Below are 15,172 nucleotides of genomic sequence, written 5' to 3' on the forward strand. Positions count from 1 at the left end.
AAACATCGCCACCCGCGGATCACTGATCAGGCCTGGGGCGCCTGAGCCGCCCACCACTCCTTGAGGGCCGCCACGGCCGCCTCGCGGTCCATCGGGCCGTTCTCCAGCCTGAGCTCCAGCAGGAAGGCGTAGGCCTTGCCGACTGCCGGGCCCGGGCCGATCTCCAGGATCTGCTGGATCTCGTTGCCGTTCAGGTCGGGGCGGATCGCGTCCAGCTCCTCCTGCTCCTGGAGCTGCGCGATGCGCTCCTCCAGGCCGTCATAGGTACGGGAGAGCGCGTTGGCCTTGCGCTTGTTGCGCGTGGTGCAGTCCGACCGGGTCAGCTTGTGCAGCCGGTCGAGGAGCGGGCCCGCGTCGCGGACGTAGCGCCGCACCGCCGAGTCCGTCCACTCCCCGTCCCCGTACCCGTGGAACCGCAGGTGCAGCTCCACCAGCCGCGACACGTCCTTGACCATGTCGTTGGAGTACTTCAGCGCCGTCATGCGCTTCTTGGTCATCTTCGCGCCGACCACCTCGTGGTGGTGGAAGGAGACGCGGCCGTCGCTCTCGAAGCGGCGGGTCCGGGGCTTGCCGATGTCGTGCAGCAGGGCGGCCAGCCGCAGCACCAGGTCCGGGCCGTCCTCCTCCAGGTCGATCGCCTGCTCCAGGACGATCAGCGAGTGGTCGTACACGTCCTTGTGCCGGTGGTGCTCGTCACGCTCCAGCCGCAGGGCCGGCAGCTCCGGCAGGACCCGGTCGGCGAGACCGGTGTCCACCAGCAGGCCCAGGCCCTTGCGGGGGTGCGCGGACAGCAGCAGCTTGTTCAGCTCGCCCTGCACGCGCTCGGCCGAGACGATCTCGATCCGGTCGGACATCGCCTTCATGGCCGACACGACCTCGGGAGCCACCTCGAAGTCCAGCTGCGCGGCGAACCGGGCGGCTCGCAGCATCCGCAGCGGGTCGTCGGAGAAGGAGTCCTCCGGGGTGCCGGGCGTCCGCAGCACGCCGGCGGCCAGGTCCTCCAGGCCGCCGTGCGGGTCGACGAACTCCTGCTCCGGGAGGGCCAGGGCCATGGCGTTGACGGTGAAGTCCCGTCGGACCAGGTCCTCCTCGATGGAGTCGCCGTAGGAGACCTCGGGCTTGCGCGAGGTCCGGTCGTACGCCTCGGAGCGGTACGTCGTCACCTCGATCTGGAAGCCGTCGCGCTGGGCCCCGACGGTGCCGAAGGCGATGCCGACGTCCCAGAGCGAGTCCGCCCAGGGCCGCATGATCTTCAGTACGGCCTCGGGACGCGCGTCGGTGGTGAAGTCGAGGTCGTTGCCGAGACGCCCGAGCAGCGCGTCGCGGACGGACCCGCCGACCAGGGCGAGGCGGAAGCCCGCCTCCTGGAACCGGCGTCCGAGCTCGTCGGCGACAGGGGCGACCCGCAGCAGTTCACTGACCGCGCGGCGCTGCACCTGACTCAGGGCACTGGGGTTGTCTTCGTTGGCGTTCGGCACAACAGAAAAGGGTACGTGGCCCGCCCGGCACGGGCTCCCCCGTTTCACCGGCGGGCCCGCCGCCGGCGGCCCGGAAGCGGAAGCGATCGTGTGGAGCAAGGCGCGGCACTCGCACACAGCGCACCTCGTTACCATGCGTGGACGCAGAAACGACGACCACTGACACTTCGAGGGACGGGCGAAACGCGTGGCCGAGGCGGCAGACATCCAGGGGACGGCCCCCGTCCCTGCCCGGCGCCGCTGGCTGCGGCGGGCAGTCGTCCTGCTCAGCGGGACGCCGGTGCTGGCCGCCCTGATCTACGCCCCCGCCCCGGCCGCGCACGCGGCCGACTCGTCGGTCGACGTCCAGCTGACCGAGGTGTCACCGAGCGCTCCGGTCAAGAGCGACACGCTCACGATCTCCGGCACCGTGGTCAACAACGGCTCGGAGACGATCAAGAACGCCCACGTGGGGCTGCGGGTCGGGCCCAGGCTGGGGGACCGGTCGGCGATCGGCGAGGTGGCGGACCGCAAGGGCTTCCGGCCCGGTGTGGACCCGGGGGAGATCGACTCGGCCTTCGCCGTGAAGATCGACTCGCTGACCTCCAAGGTCGGCCGGCAGTTCACGATCAAGGTTCCGGTCAACAAGCTGGACCTGGGCGCGGACGGGGTCTACCAGCTCGGCGTCTCCGTGTCCGGGGCGACCGACAGCCGCCCGCACGAGCAGGTCCTGGGCATCCAGCGGACCTTCCTGCCCTGGCAGCCGGACCCGGCCGCCAAGCGGTCCTCGCTGACCTACGTGTGGCCGCTGATCTCCACCACGCACGTCACCGCCGAAACCGGCTCGGACGAGCTCCAGACCCCCGTCTTCCTCGACGACTCCCTCGCCGACGAGCTGCGGCCGGGCGGCCGCCTGGAGCGGATGGTCGCGCTCGGCAAGGACCTGCCGGTCACCTGGGTGATCGACCCCGACCTGCTCACCACGGTCGACGCCATGACCAAGGGCTACCGGGTCCGCAGCTCCGACCCGGGCGGCAAACCCGTACAGGGCAGGAACAAGGCCGTCGCCGAGCAGTGGCTGAGCGCCCTGGAGACCGCCGTACAGGGCAAGAAGGTCGTCGCGCTGCCGTTCGCCGACCCCGACATCGCCTCCCTCGCCCACCACGGCAAGGACGTCTCGGGCACCCTGGGCCAGCTGCGGCCCGCCACCGACAAGGCGAAGCAGGCCGTGGAGACGGTGCTGCACGTCCCCGCGTCCACCGACTTCTCCTGGCCCGTGGACGGCGCCATCGACCCCTCGATCGTGAACGTCGCCACCTCGGCCGGCGCGCACAACGTCCTGGCCCGCAGCGACAGCCTCCAGGAGACCGGCGCGCTCGGCTACACCCCGACGGCGGCCCGTCCCATCGGTGCGGGCACCACCGCCGTGGTGGCCGATGCGGAGCTCTCCACCGCCTTCGAGGGCGACATGGCCGCCGCCGGGAGCTCCACGCTCGCCGTGCAGCGCTTCCTGGCCCACAGCCTCGCCCTGAACCTGCAGAACAGCGACGAGCCGCGCAGCTACGTGGTGACTCCCCAGCGGCGCCCTACGGCCAGCCAGGCGGATTCGATGGCCATCGCCCTGCGCGGGCTCCAGGCGGCCCGCTGGACCCAGCCCTCGGACCTGGAGGCGGCGGCCGCGGCGAAGCCCGACCCCGGCGCCGCGACCCAGGTACCGGGCGCCGGCCAGTACCCGGAGGCCCTGGCCAAGCAGGAGCTTCCGGTGTCCGCCTTCGAGAAGATCCGCACCACGCAGAGCACGCTCGACCACTTCAAGGTCATCCTCTCGGCGCCGGACCGCGTCGAGATCCCCTTCGGCAACACCACGAACCGGGAGATGTCGACCTCCTGGCGGGGCCGCCCCGAGGAGGCCGCCGCCTACCGCGACCAGGTCCAGGCCTACCTGATCGGGCTGACCGACAAGGTCAAGGTCGTCCCCAAGTCCGACGCCACCCTGTCCGGCCACAGCGCGACGATTCCCGTCAGCGTCCAGAACAGCCTCGTGCAGGACGTCCACAACCTCGTGCTGCGGGTGAAGTCCGCGAATCCCACCCGTCTGATGTTCGGCGACAGCGGTGAAGCGGAACAGGAAGTCACCGTTCAGGGCGGTCACAGCCAGACGGTAAAGTTCACCGCCAACGCCACCGCGAGTGGTCCGGTCGAGGTCAGCGCACGCCTGTACACCAAGGACGGGGTGCCGTACGGCAAGGAACGCAAGTTCACGGTCGAGGCCACCGAGATCACTCCCACCGTCATGCTCGTCATCGCCGGCGGTGTGCTCCTCCTCGTTCTGGCGGGCATCAAGATGTACGCCAGCCGCAAGCGCGTCGCCGCGCGAGCGGCCTCGGAGGAGAGCACGCAGCCGAGTGACGAGTCCACGGACACCGGACCGCAAAGCACCGAGGGGTCCGGCACGGGTGAGACAGTGGACCGTTGAGCGATGCCGTGGCCGGTCGGCCTGGGGACGATGAGGTGGGGTTGCGATGAACGCGCCGTACAACGGTGACCGCGCGCAGGGCACTGGCGGGCCTACGCCCTCCCAGGGCACTGCCCCGGGCGCTCCGGTGCCCGGACAGGTTCCGGCGCCCGCGCCCGCACAGGACCACGACCCGTACGTCCAGGACGCCTACGACTACGACCCCTACCGGGCGCAGGACCTGTCGGCCCAGGACCCGGTGACCGAGGCCCTCTACGACCGCGCCTCGCACCCCCCGCCGCCGCCGGGCACCTACCAGGAGGCCGGTCCGCTCTACGCGGCCCCCCAGGCGCCCTCGCACGGCCCCGACCCCCGCGTCTGGGCCCAGACCCCGCCGCCCGAGCCGGACGGCCCTTCCCGCCACCTGCCCTACGGCGACCACGCGGCGACGACGCAGTTCGTCGGAGTGGACTCGCTCGTGACCCGGGCGTCCGAGGAAGAGCCCGAACCCGACGCCTTCACGCACCTCTACCGGGACCAGCAGGCCGCCCCCGGCGCTCCCGCCGAGGACGCCCCGGTCGCTGCCCCGGCACCGGCCAAGCCCGCCGGCAAGGCCGCGAGCCTGATGAAGTCGAGCGCCCTGATGGCGGCCGGCACGATCGTCTCCCGCATCACCGGCTTCGCCCGCACCCTGGTGATCGCCGGCGCCATCGGCGTCGCGTCCCTCAACGACTCCTACCAGGTCGCCAACACCCTGCCGACGATGATCTACGTCCTCGTCGGCGGCGGCGCCCTGAACGCCGTCTTCATCCCGCAGCTCGTCCGGGCCATGAAGAACGACGACGACGGCGGCGAGGCCTACGCCAACCGCCTGCTGACCCTCGTGGTGGTCCTGCTGGGCGCGGTGACCACCATCTGCGTGTTCGCGGCCCCGCTCTTCATCGGCATGATGTCGCAGAAGATCGCCGACAACCCGCAGCGCATGGAGGTCGCGGTCGCCTTCGCGCACTACTGCCTGCCCACCATGTTCTTCATGGGCGTGCACGTGGTGCTCGGTCAGATCCTCAACGCCCGCGGCCGGTTCGGCGCGATGATGTGGACCCCGGTCCTCAACAACATCGTGGTCATCGCCACCTTCGGCACCTTCATCTGGGCCTTCGGCGGCTTCACCGCCACCGGAGTCTCCGAGGCGACCATCACGCCCGAGGGCGTCCGTCTGCTGGGCATCGGAACCCTGCTCGGTCTCGTCGTCCAGTCCCTGGCGATGCTGCCCTACCTGCGCGAAGCCGGCTTCCGCATGCGGCTGCGGTTCGACTGGAAGGGCCACGGCCTCGGCAAGGCCGCGGGGCTGGCCAAGTGGACCTTCTTCTTCGTCCTCGCCAACCAGCTCGGCCTGGTCGTCGTCACCCAGCTGGCCACCTGGGCCGGTGAGCTCGCCGACAAGCAGGGCCACGGCGGTACCGGCATCACCGGCTACAACTACGCCCTGCTGCTCTGGCAGATGCCGCAGGCCATCATCACCGTCTCCGTCATGACGGCCGTCCTGCCGCGCATTTCGCGCTCGGCCCACGACGGCGACGCCGCCGCCGTCCGCGACGACATCTCCTACGGCCTGCGCACCTCGGCCGTCGCGATCGTCCCCTGCGCCTTCGCCTTCCTCGCGCTGGGCGTGCCGATGTCGACGCTGCTCTACGCCAGCACCGGTGCCGACGACGCCACCAACATCGGTTTCATCCTGATGGCCTTCGGCCTCGGCCTGATCCCGTACTCGGTCCAGTACGTGGTCCTGCGCGGCTTCTACGCCTACGAGGACACCCGGACCCCCTTCTACAACACGGTCATCGTGGCCGCCGTCAACGCCGGCGTCTCCGCCCTGGCCTTCTTCGCCCTCCCGGCCCGCTGGGCCGTCGTCGGCATGGCGGCCGCCTACGGCCTCGGCTACGCCGTCGGTGTCGGCGTGGCCTGGCGCCGCCTGAAGGCGCGCCTCGGCGGGGACCTCGACGGCGCCCACGTGATGCGCACCTACACCCGCCTGATCGGCGCGTGCGTCCCGGCGGCCGTCGTGGCGGGCGCCGCCGCGTACGGGGTCACCCTGTGGCTGGGTAACGGAGCCCTCGGTTCCCTCGCGGCCCTGGTCGCGGGTCTCATCGCCCTCGGCGCCGTCTTCCTCCTCGCCGCCAAGCGGATGCGGATCGAAGAGCTCAACTCCATGGTCGGAATGGTCCGCGGACGTCTGGGGCGCTGATGCGCACAACCGTCACCCCCCTTCGTGTGTCGTGCATAGCGGCGGACTGTGGGCACAATTGGCATGGCTTCGCAGACTGGCCGACAGCGCGTAACGGATGGGGAGGCAGGGACGACGGTGGCGGAACGTAGCACGGCTGCCGTCGACGTGGCCGACAACAGCGGCGACAAGCCGCTGGCCGCAGGTGCGGCCAAGGCCACGGCCGACGGGGTGGACACCCAGAACGGAAAGACCTCGGACGGACCTGTACCCGAGAAGGACGGCGAGCGCGCGAACCCGGCACCCGCGGCCGCGCCCGAGCTCCACAGCGGGCACAAGCTCGCGCGGCGCTACCGCCTGGAGGAGTGCGTCACCCGTCTGGACGGGTTCAGCAGCTGGCGCGCCATGGACGAGAAGCTGCGCCGCGCGGTGGGCGTCCACCTGCTGCCCGCGGACCACCCCAGGGCCCGCAGCGTCCTGGCCGCCGCCCGCTCCTCCGCCCTGCTCGGCGACCCCCGGTTCGTCCAGGTCCTCGACGCCGTGGAGGAGAACGACCTCGTCTACGTCGTCCACGAGTGGCTGCCCGACGCCACCGAACTGACCTCGGTCCTCGCCGACAACACCCTCGAACCCCACGAGGCCTACCAGCTGGTCAGCCAGGTCTCCCAGGCCATGGCCGCCGCCCACCGTGAGGGCCTGGCCCACCTGCGCCTGACGCCCAGCGCGATACTGCGCACCTCCACGGGCCAGTACCGCATCCGCGGCCTCGCCGTGAACGCCGCCCTGCGCGGGATCACCAGCGACACCCCGCAGCGGGCGGACACCGAGGCCATCGGCGCACTGCTGTACGCCTCCCTCACCCAGCGCTGGCCCTACGAGAACGACGCGTACGGCCTGCGCGGCCTGCCCAAGGGTGTCGGTCTGCTCGCCCCCGACCAGGTCCGCGCCGGCGTCCACCGGGGCCTCGGCGAGCTCGCCATGCGCGCCCTCGCCAACGACGGGGCGACCGCGTCCCGCCAGGAGCCCGCCTGCACCAGCCCCGAGGAGCTGGCCAAGGCCGTCGCCGAGATGCCGCGCATCCGGCCGCCGGAGCCCGCCTTCACCGCTCCTCCGGAGTACCAGCACACCACCTACCAGCAGGGCACCTACGGCCGCCCCGCCCAGGTCGGCATGCCCTCCACCCAGGCGGTCCCGTCCATTCCCCCGCCGCCGCTGCAGAGCCGCACCGGGCGCGTCCTGAAGTGGGGCGTCGCCGCCCTGCTGATCGTCGCCCTGGGCCTCGGCAGCTGGCAGCTCGCCGACAGCCTCCTGGAGCACGGCAAGTCGGGTGGCGGTGACAACACCCAGACCCAGCAGCAGGGCCCCAACGACGCCGCTCAGAAGAAGGAGCTCGCGCCGCTCTCCATCAAGAGCGCGAAGGAGTACGCCCCGGACGGCAGCCCGCAGAACGACGCGCTCGTCCCCAAGACGTACGACGGCGACGCCTCCACCTACTGGCGGACCAAGAGCTTCGACGACGGCCCCGAGTTCAAGATCAAGGACGGCGTGGGGATCGTCTACGACCTCGGCTCCGAGCAGGAGGTCAGCGAGGCCTCGATAGCGCTGAAGTACCCGGGCGACCACACCACGATGACCCTTTACGCGGCCGACTCCATGCACCCCTCCAAGGGCAGCATCGGCTCGATGAAGAAGATCGCAACCACGACCACAAAGGACACTGCCGTCAAGATGACCGCGGAAAAGCCGGTCAAGGTGCGCTACGTGCTCGTGTGGATCACCGCCATGCCGTACGGCGAGTACGCGGACTTCAGCAAGGCCGGCTACAAGCAGGGCATTTCGGACGTGAAGTTCAAGGGCTGACGCAGGCAGGGGAGGGGGCTCACCGTTGGACGACGCCGCGACCGGCGAGCACAGCGACCAGGATCTCCTTTCCCTGCACGTCGCCGGCGACCCCGACGCCTTCGGGGAGCTCGTACGCCGCCACCGCCACCGGCTCTGGGCCGTCGCCCTGCGCACCCTGGGCGACCGCGAGGAGGCCGCGGACGCCGTCCAGGACGCCCTCGTCTCCGCCTACCGGGCCGCCCACACCTTCCGGGGCGATTCCGCCGTCACCACCTGGCTGCACCGGATCACCGTCAACGCCTGCCTCGACCGTGCCCGCAAGGCCGCCTCCCGCCGGACCGCACCCCTCGACGACACGGACCGCCTGGAGCGGCTGCTGGAGCCCCACGAGTCCGCGGAGGCACCCGCGGAGCGCCAGGACCTCCACCGCCAGCTCCTGGCCGCGCTCAGCACCCTCCCGGCCGAGCAGCGGGCCGCCCTCGTCCTCGTCGACATGCAGGGATACCCCGTCGCGGACGCCGCCCGCATCCTCGACGTCCCCACCGGCACCGTGAAGAGCCGGTGCGCCCGGGGCCGGGCCAAACTCCTCCCGATGCTCACTCATCTGCGCACGAATGCCGGGGATAACACCACCTCGGAGCGGGGAAGGAACCGGACGCCGGGGACAGCCGTCCCACCTGCGGCAGACCCCAGGAATCCAGAACCGGATCCAGACGCTGTGAAGGGCGGAGGTGGACGACCGTGAGCCCCTCGACCGGCACGACCGGCACTGCCGGCACGACCTGGCACCCGGAGGTCTCGGAGATCTCCGACCTCACCGAAGGACTGCTCTCCCCCTCCCGCACCGCCGAGGTGCGGGGCCACCTCGGGGCCTGCGCGCTGTGCGCCGACGTACTCGCCTCGCTGGAGGAGATCCGCTCCCTCCTCGGCACCCTCCCGGGGCCGCCGCGCATGCCCTCGGCCATCGCCGGCCGGATCGACGCCGCGCTCGCCGCCGAGGCCCTCCTCGACGCGACCACCTCCCGTGCCGAGGCCACCGTCTCCGAGCCGCGCCCCTCGGGCGATGTTTCACGTGAAACATCGCCGGCGGCCACGGCCGGATCCGCCCGGAGCGAGGCCCACCGGCCCACCGGTCACCCGTCCGGCCCAACCGGACCCGGCCGTCGTCGCGCCCGGCGCCGTATCGCCTTCATCACGGGTCTGGCCGGGGCTGCCGCCTGCGCCCTCGCCGTCATCCTCTTCAACGGGCTCGGCGGTACCGGCTCCCACGACACCGCCACGCGCAACGACACCGCGAGGGCCTCCGCCGACTCCGCCACCCCCGGCGCGTACACGGCCCAGGGCCTCCAGCAGAGCGTCCGGCAGCTGCTCGCCGGAGAAGCCCCTGCGAACACCCCGAAGACCGCTCCGGGCGAAGCCGACAAGAGCATGGGGCTGCAGGACACCTCCCCCGGCCAGGCTCCCGCCGAGCGGCTCGCCTCACCGGAGCCCGCCCCGGTCCCCCCCTGCGTCCAGCAGGGCACCGGCCGCACCGAGCCGCCCCTCGCCACCGGGCGCGGCACCTACCAGGGCACCCCCGTCTACCTCGTGGTCCTGCCCCATCCGGGCGACACGGCCCGGGTGGACGCCTATCTGGTGCCCGCCGACTGCGCGGACAATCCGGCCCAAACACCGGACAAGCCGCTACTGACCGGCACATATCCCCGCAACTGACGGGATCACGGGGCGGCCTCCAGCGCGTTGCGGGGCTGGAGGGGCCGAGCGGGGAATGTGCGCGCCGTAGGATCCGTTGGGTGGGGTGAGAGTCCGCACCGGCCCCCGGTAGGCAGCACGAAGTCCGCAGAGACGAGGAAAGAACCCGTGAGCGACGTACGAAACGTGATCATCATCGGCTCCGGGCCGGCCGGTTACACGGCCGCCCTGTACACCGCCCGCGCTTCGCTCAACCCCCTGGTCTTCGAAGGTGCCGTCACCGCCGGCGGCGCGCTCATGAACACCACCGAGGTCGAGAACTTCCCCGGCTTCCGTGACGGCATCATGGGCCCGGACCTCATGGACAACATGCGCGACCAGGCCGAGCGGTTCGGCGCCGAGCTCGTCCCGGACGACGTCGTCGCCGTGGACCTCACCGGTGAGATCAAGACCGTCACGGACACCGCCGGTACGGTGCACCGCGCCAAGGCCGTCATCGTCACCACCGGTTCGCAGCACCGCAAGCTCGGCCTGCCCAACGAGGACGCGCTCTCCGGACGCGGTGTCTCCTGGTGCGCCACCTGCGACGGGTTCTTCTTCAAGGACCAGGACATCGCCGTCGTCGGCGGCGGCGACACCGCGATGGAGGAGGCCACCTTCCTCTCCCGGTTCGCCAAGTCCGTCACGATCGTCCACCGCCGTGACAGCCTGCGCGCCTCCAAGACCATGCAGGACCGCGCCTTCGCCGACCCGAAGATCAAGTTCGCCTGGGACAGCGAGGTCGCCGAGATCCACGGCGAGCAGAAGCTCTCCGGACTCACCCTGCGCAACACCAAGACCGGTGAGACCTCCGAGCTGCCCGTGACCGGCCTGTTCATCGCCGTCGGACACGACCCGCGCACCGAGCTGTTCACCGGCCAGCTCGACCTGGACGACGAGGGCTACCTGAAGGTCGACGCCCCCTCGACGCGCACCAACGTCACGGGTGTCTTCGGCGCCGGCGACGTGGTGGACCACACCTACCGCCAGGCGATCACCGCGGCCGGCACCGGCTGCTCCGCAGCCCTCGACGCGGAGCGCTTCCTCGCGGCGCTCGCGGACGCCGAGCCGGCGACCGCGACCGTCTGACCCGGCTCCATCCCCACACCCCACACCCCGTAGAAGAGAAGGAGGCCGCTGTGGCCGGCACCCTCAAGAACGTGACCGACTCGGACTTCGACGAAGTCGTCCTGCGCAGCGACAAGCCCGTGCTGGTGGACTTCTGGGCTGAGTGGTGCGGCCCGTGCCGCCAGATCGCGCCTTCGCTGGAGGCCATCGCCGCCGAGCACGGCGACCAGATCGAGATCGTGAAGCTCAACATCGACCAGAACCCGGACACCGCCGCCAAGTACGGCGTCATGTCCATCCCGACCCTGAACGTCTACCAGGGCGGCGAGGTCGTGAAGACCATCGTCGGCGCGAAGCCCAAGGCCGCCATCCTGCGCGACCTGTCGGACTTCGTCGAGGTGCAGGCCTGATCAGCCGCTCCGCGCGGTCGGCAGTGACCACGTGAAACGGGGCCGCCCCTGAAGGGGCGGCCCCGTTTCACGTGTCCGGCAGGCCCGCACCCTCACAGGGGGCGCAGTGCCGGCTCCTTGCGGGCCCTCGCTCCGCCCAACAGCCGGTCCAGGGCCAGCTCCACGTCTTCCTTCCACGACAGTGTCGTGCGCAGCTCCAGCCTCAGTCTGGGGTGGGACGGGTGGGGGCGTACGGTCTTGAAGCCCACCGATAGCAGGTGGTCGGCCGGCAGCAGGCAGGCGGGCCGCTCCCACCGCGCCTCGCCGAACGCCTCGATCGCCCTGAAGCCCCGCCGCAGCAGGTCCTTCGCCACCGTCTGGACCATCACCCTTCCCAGGCCCTGCCCCTGATACCCCGGCATGATCCAGCCCGTGATCAGTTGCACGGCGTCCGGGGAGACCGGGCTGGTCGGGAAGGAAGCAGCCCGCGGCACATAGGCGGGCGGGGCGTACAGCACGAACCCCACCGGGACCTCGTCCACGTAGACCACCCGGCCGCAGGAGCCCCAGTCGAGGAGGACGGCCGAGATCCAGGCCTCCTTCTCCAGCTCCGGGGTGCCCGCCTTCACGGCGGCCTCGCCGGTGACGGGATCCAGCTCCCAGAACACACAGGTCCGGCAACGCCTGGGCAGGTCCGGGAGGTTGTCCAGCGTGAGCGGTACCAGCCGACGACCCATGCCCACATCGTAAGCACTGCCCCCTGCTTCTTCGAGTGTGGACATCTCGAAGGAGCAGGGGGCAGCGAGTGGGACGGGCCGGGGGGGACTACTCCCCGGAGAGACCCTGATCGAGGACGCGGCCCTCACCCGGGGCCAGGGTTCCCAGGATGCGCTCCAGGTCCTCCATCGACGCGAACTCGACGGTGATCTTGCCCTTCTTCTGACCCAGATCCACCTTCACCCGGGTCTCGAACCGGTCCGACAGGCGGGTCGCCAGCTCACTGAGCGCCGGGGACAGCCGTGCCCCGGCCCGCGGACCCTTGGGCTTCACGGTGCTCGACGGCTCCGAGCCCATGAGCTGGATGATCTCCTCGACCGAACGCACCGACAGCCCCTCGGCCACGATCCGCTCGGCCAGACGGAGCTGCTCCGCGAAGTCCTCCACCGCGACGAGGGCCCGCGCATGACCCGCCAGCAGCACACCGGAGGCCACCTTGAGCTGCACCTCGGGCGAGAGCCTCAGCAGCCGCAGGGTATTGGTGACCTGCGGACGCGAACGCCCGATCCGGTCCGCCAGCTGGTCGTGGGTGCAGTTGAACTCCTTGAGGAGCTGGTCGTACGCGAACGCCTCTTCCAGCGGGTTCAGCTGCACGCGGTGCAGGTTCTCCAGGAGGGCGTCCAGCAGCAGCTTGTCGTCGTCGGTCGCCCGGATGATCGCGGGAATGCTCTCCAGCCCCGCCTGCCCGCAGGCGCGGAAACGCCGCTCGCCCATGATCAGCTCATAGCGGCCGGGCTCGGTCTCCCGGACCACCACGGGCTGGAGCAGCCCCACCGTCTGGATCGAGGTCACCAGCTCAGCCAGCGCGTCCTCGTCGAGGTGGTTCATATTGCGCGGCTGGCGCGGGTTCGGCGCGATCGCGTCCAGCGGAAGCTCCGCAAACGTCGCCCCCGCCACTTCGTTGTCCTCGGGCTGCGCAGCAGCCGTCTCGACCGGCAGCAACGTTTCACGTGAAACATCCGCCTGGACCAACGCGGCAAGCTTCGCCGCGGCGATCCCCCGCTCCGACTGGAGCACCGGCACGGCCGACGGGTTCGTCGACCCGGTACCCGCCACCGGCGTCTTCTCCTGGGGAGCGGACGGAATCAGCGCGCCGAGCCCCCGCCCCAGACCCCTACGTCGCTCGCTCACTGGATCCCCTCCGCCACACTCTGCGTGCTGTTCATGCCCGCGCCCACATGGGCGTGCTGGGCGTCGTAATGGATTCCGGCCCCCCGCAGCGCGATCTCCCGCGCTGCTTCCAGGTAGGAGAGGGCACCGCTGGAACCCGGGTCGTACGTCAGAACCGTCTGCCCATAGCTCGGAGCCTCCGAGATGCGCACCGACCGCGGGATGCTCGTGCGCAGCACCTCCTTGCCGAAGTGGGTGCGCACCTCGTCCGCCACCTGCGAGGCCAGCCGCGTCCTGCCGTCGTACATCGTCAGCAGGATCGTCGAGACGTGCAGGGCCGGGTTGAGGTGGGCCCGCACCAGGTCGACGTTGCGCAGCAGCTGTCCCAGGCCCTCCAGTGCGTAGTACTCGCACTGGATCGGGATCAGCACCTCCGCGCCGGCCACCATGGCGTTCACCGTCAGCAGGCCCAGTGAGGGCGGGCAGTCGATGAGGATGTAGTCGAGTGGCTGCTCGTACGCCTGGATCGCCCGCTGGAGCCGGCTCTCGCGGGCCACCAGCGATACCAGCTCGATCTCCGCGCCCGCGAGGTCGATCGTGGCCGGAGCGCAGAACAGCCCCTCCACGTCCACCACCGGCTGGACGACCTCCAGCAGGGGCCGGCTGTCGACGAGCACGTCGTAGATGGACGGCACGTCCGCGTGGTGGTCGATACCCAGCGCGGTGGAGGCGTTGCCCTGCGGGTCGAGGTCGATGACCAGGACGCGCGCACCGTGCAGGGCCAGCGAAGCCGCAAGGTTCACGGTCGTCGTGGTCTTGCCGACGCCGCCCTTCTGGTTGGCCACGACCATGATCCGGGTCTGTGCGGGCCGCGGCAGCGCGGGACCGGTGTGCCCCAGGGCCTCGATCGCCTGCTCGGTGGCGCGGGCGATCGGGCTGTCCTCGATGTCGTCGTTGTCCACGAGGGGCGGGGACGATGTTTCACGTGAAACATCCTCACCCGGTGATTCGGAGCGGGGACCGGGGACCGGATCGGTCATCGGCCCCGCGAGGTTGGCGTCGGACCGCACGGTGTCACTCTCCTCGGCAGCGGGCTCGCGATGAACAGAGACTGCCATGCCACCCGGGTCGCGAACCAGCGGGGCCCGTACTCCTGTGGATGAATCCACCGTTGTGGACAACTCCGTCACCCCCGCGTCCCTACGGGAGCGGGGGGCCGCAGCAGCACGGCCGCGGCTGATGATTCCGTGCAGCAGAGAGCGACGTTTCACGTGAAACACGATGCCCGGACGGAGTCTTCAGCCCGCTACGACACTCCGAAATCCATACCTATAGGGCCCAACCCGCACCAAAACGCACCGCCGGCAGCCGGATCAGCGGCGCCTGCGCGCACGTCCCACCCGTGCGGCCTTAGCCCGCTTGGCCGCGAACCTCACCCCACCGGGGCTTTCTCCGACCTCCACCCGGACCACCGTGGACAGCGGATCGACGACGCCCTCGCCCACGTGGAGGACCGAGGTCTTCACCACACCCAGCTTGGTCAGCGCGACCTTCGCCGAGACCAGCTCTTCCTCTGCGGTGTCGCCCTTGAGCGCCAGCATCTCGCCGTAGGGACGCAGCAGCGGCACGCCCCAGCCCGCGAGCCGGTCCAGCGGTGCCACCGCGCGGGCCGTCACCACGTGCACCGGCTGGAGCTTGCCGAGCATCTCCTCGGCCCGGCCGCGCACCACGGTGACGTGGTCCAGCCCGAGCAGCTCCACGGCCTCCTGGAGGAAAGTCGTCCTGCGCAGCAGGGGCTCCAGCAGGGTGATCTTCAGGTCCCGCCGCACCAGGGCGAGCGGGATGCCGGGCAGGCCGGCGCCCGAGCCCACGTCGCACACGGTGACGCCCTCGGGCACCACCTCGGAGAGCACCGCACAGTTCAGCAGGTGCCGCTCCCACAGCCGGGGAACCTCACGCGGACCGATCAGGCCCCGCTTGACCCCCGCATCCGCCAGCAGCTCCGCGTACCGCACAGCTTCCGGGAAAAACTCACCGAACACCGCGCGCGCCTCTTCGGGCGCCGGGGGCGCCTCTTCAGGCGCCGCGGGAAGCTCCGCTGCCTCCGTCACGGGGACCG

General features: G+C 70.9%; 12 protein-coding genes. 7 read left to right on the forward strand and 5 right to left on the reverse strand.

All coding sequences use genetic code 11. The annotated features are described in order from the left end of the window. Positions 1 to 26: 26 nt before the first annotated feature. Positions 27 to 1,478 carry a CCA tRNA nucleotidyltransferase gene (locus ACIPW5_RS18000; protein WP_401245688.1) on the reverse strand — a complete coding sequence of 484 codons (1,452 nt, stop codon included), beginning with the start codon at positions 1,476 to 1,478 and terminating at the stop codon, positions 27 to 29. 187 nt (positions 1,479 to 1,665) lie between these two features. Between ACIPW5_RS18000 and ACIPW5_RS18005 the strand changes: the two genes are divergently transcribed. The 7 genes from ACIPW5_RS18005 to trxA all read left to right on the forward strand — a co-directional run bounded on the left by ACIPW5_RS18005 (position 1,666) and on the right by trxA (position 11,187). Further along, complete coding sequence (locus ACIPW5_RS18005) at positions 1,666 to 3,933, forward strand: DUF6049 family protein (protein WP_401245690.1); 2,268 nt, start codon at positions 1,666 to 1,668, stop codon at positions 3,931 to 3,933. A gap of 46 nt (positions 3,934 to 3,979) precedes the next feature. Next, positions 3,980 to 6,157: a murein biosynthesis integral membrane protein MurJ gene (gene murJ / locus ACIPW5_RS18010; protein WP_401245692.1), complete on the forward strand. Its 2,178-nt coding sequence runs from the start codon at positions 3,980 to 3,982 to the stop codon at positions 6,155 to 6,157. 117 nt (positions 6,158 to 6,274) lie between these two features. Next, positions 6,275 to 7,996: a protein kinase family protein gene (locus tag ACIPW5_RS18015; RefSeq protein ID WP_401245694.1), complete on the forward strand. Its 1,722-nt coding sequence runs from the start codon at positions 6,275 to 6,277 to the stop codon at positions 7,994 to 7,996. Positions 7,997 to 8,021: 25 nt separating this feature from the next. After that, complete coding sequence (sigM, locus tag ACIPW5_RS18020) at positions 8,022 to 8,723, forward strand: RNA polymerase sigma factor SigM (protein WP_401245696.1); 702 nt, start codon at positions 8,022 to 8,024, stop codon at positions 8,721 to 8,723. Continuing rightward, positions 8,720 to 9,691: a hypothetical protein gene (locus ACIPW5_RS18025; RefSeq protein WP_401245698.1), complete on the forward strand. Its 972-nt coding sequence runs from the start codon at positions 8,720 to 8,722 to the stop codon at positions 9,689 to 9,691. The genes sigM and ACIPW5_RS18025 overlap by 4 nt, the downstream gene beginning before the upstream one ends. A 147-nt stretch (positions 9,692 to 9,838) precedes the next feature. Next, positions 9,839 to 10,798 (forward strand): thioredoxin-disulfide reductase, encoded by a 960-nt coding sequence (gene trxB / locus ACIPW5_RS18030; RefSeq protein ID WP_401245700.1) that lies wholly within the window; start codon positions 9,839 to 9,841, stop codon positions 10,796 to 10,798. Positions 10,799 to 10,848: 50 nt separating this feature from the next. Continuing rightward, positions 10,849 to 11,187 (forward strand): thioredoxin, encoded by a 339-nt coding sequence (gene trxA, locus ACIPW5_RS18035; protein WP_401245701.1) that lies wholly within the window; start codon positions 10,849 to 10,851, stop codon positions 11,185 to 11,187. A gap of 92 nt (positions 11,188 to 11,279) precedes the next feature. Here the strand turns inward: trxA and ACIPW5_RS18040 are convergent, their stop codons facing one another. The 4 genes from ACIPW5_RS18040 to rsmG form a co-directional block, all read right to left on the reverse strand. Further along, positions 11,280 to 11,903, reverse strand: a complete 624-nt coding sequence (locus ACIPW5_RS18040; protein ID WP_401245703.1) for a GNAT family N-acetyltransferase — start codon at positions 11,901 to 11,903, stop codon at positions 11,280 to 11,282. An 88-nt stretch (positions 11,904 to 11,991) separates the two neighbouring features. Continuing rightward, positions 11,992 to 13,074 carry a ParB/RepB/Spo0J family partition protein gene (locus ACIPW5_RS18045; protein WP_401245705.1) on the reverse strand — a complete coding sequence of 361 codons (1,083 nt, stop codon included), beginning with the start codon at positions 13,072 to 13,074 and terminating at the stop codon, positions 11,992 to 11,994. Then, the gene (locus tag ACIPW5_RS18050) at positions 13,071 to 14,171 is read right to left on the reverse strand and encodes a ParA family protein (RefSeq protein WP_401245707.1); all 1,101 of its coding nucleotides are present in this window, start codon (positions 14,169 to 14,171) and stop codon (positions 13,071 to 13,073) included. The genes ACIPW5_RS18045 and ACIPW5_RS18050 overlap by 4 nt, the downstream gene beginning before the upstream one ends. 255 nt (positions 14,172 to 14,426) lie before the next feature. Further along, the gene (gene rsmG, locus ACIPW5_RS18055; protein WP_401245709.1) at positions 14,427 to 15,164 is read right to left on the reverse strand and encodes a 16S rRNA (guanine(527)-N(7))-methyltransferase RsmG; all 738 of its coding nucleotides are present in this window, start codon (positions 15,162 to 15,164) and stop codon (positions 14,427 to 14,429) included. Positions 15,165 to 15,172: the final 8 nt, after the last annotated feature.

The sequence above is a fragment of the Streptomyces sp. NPDC090077 genome (genome assembly GCF_044747545.1).
Classification (GTDB): domain Bacteria; phylum Actinomycetota; class Actinomycetes; order Streptomycetales; family Streptomycetaceae; genus Streptomyces.

What these genes read in the sequence shown, in the direction of transcription:
- ACIPW5_RS18040 (WP_401245703.1), bottom strand. Translation starts at nt 11,903, where the DNA reads ATGGGTCGTCGGCTGGTACCGCTCACGCTGGACAACCTCCCGGACCTG.
- ACIPW5_RS18050 (WP_401245707.1), bottom strand. Translation starts at nt 14,171, where the DNA reads ATGGCAGTCTCTGTTCATCGCGAGCCCGCTGCCGAGGAGAGTGACACC.
- murJ (WP_401245692.1), top strand. Translation starts at nt 3,980, where the DNA reads ATGAACGCGCCGTACAACGGTGACCGCGCGCAGGGCACTGGCGGGCCT.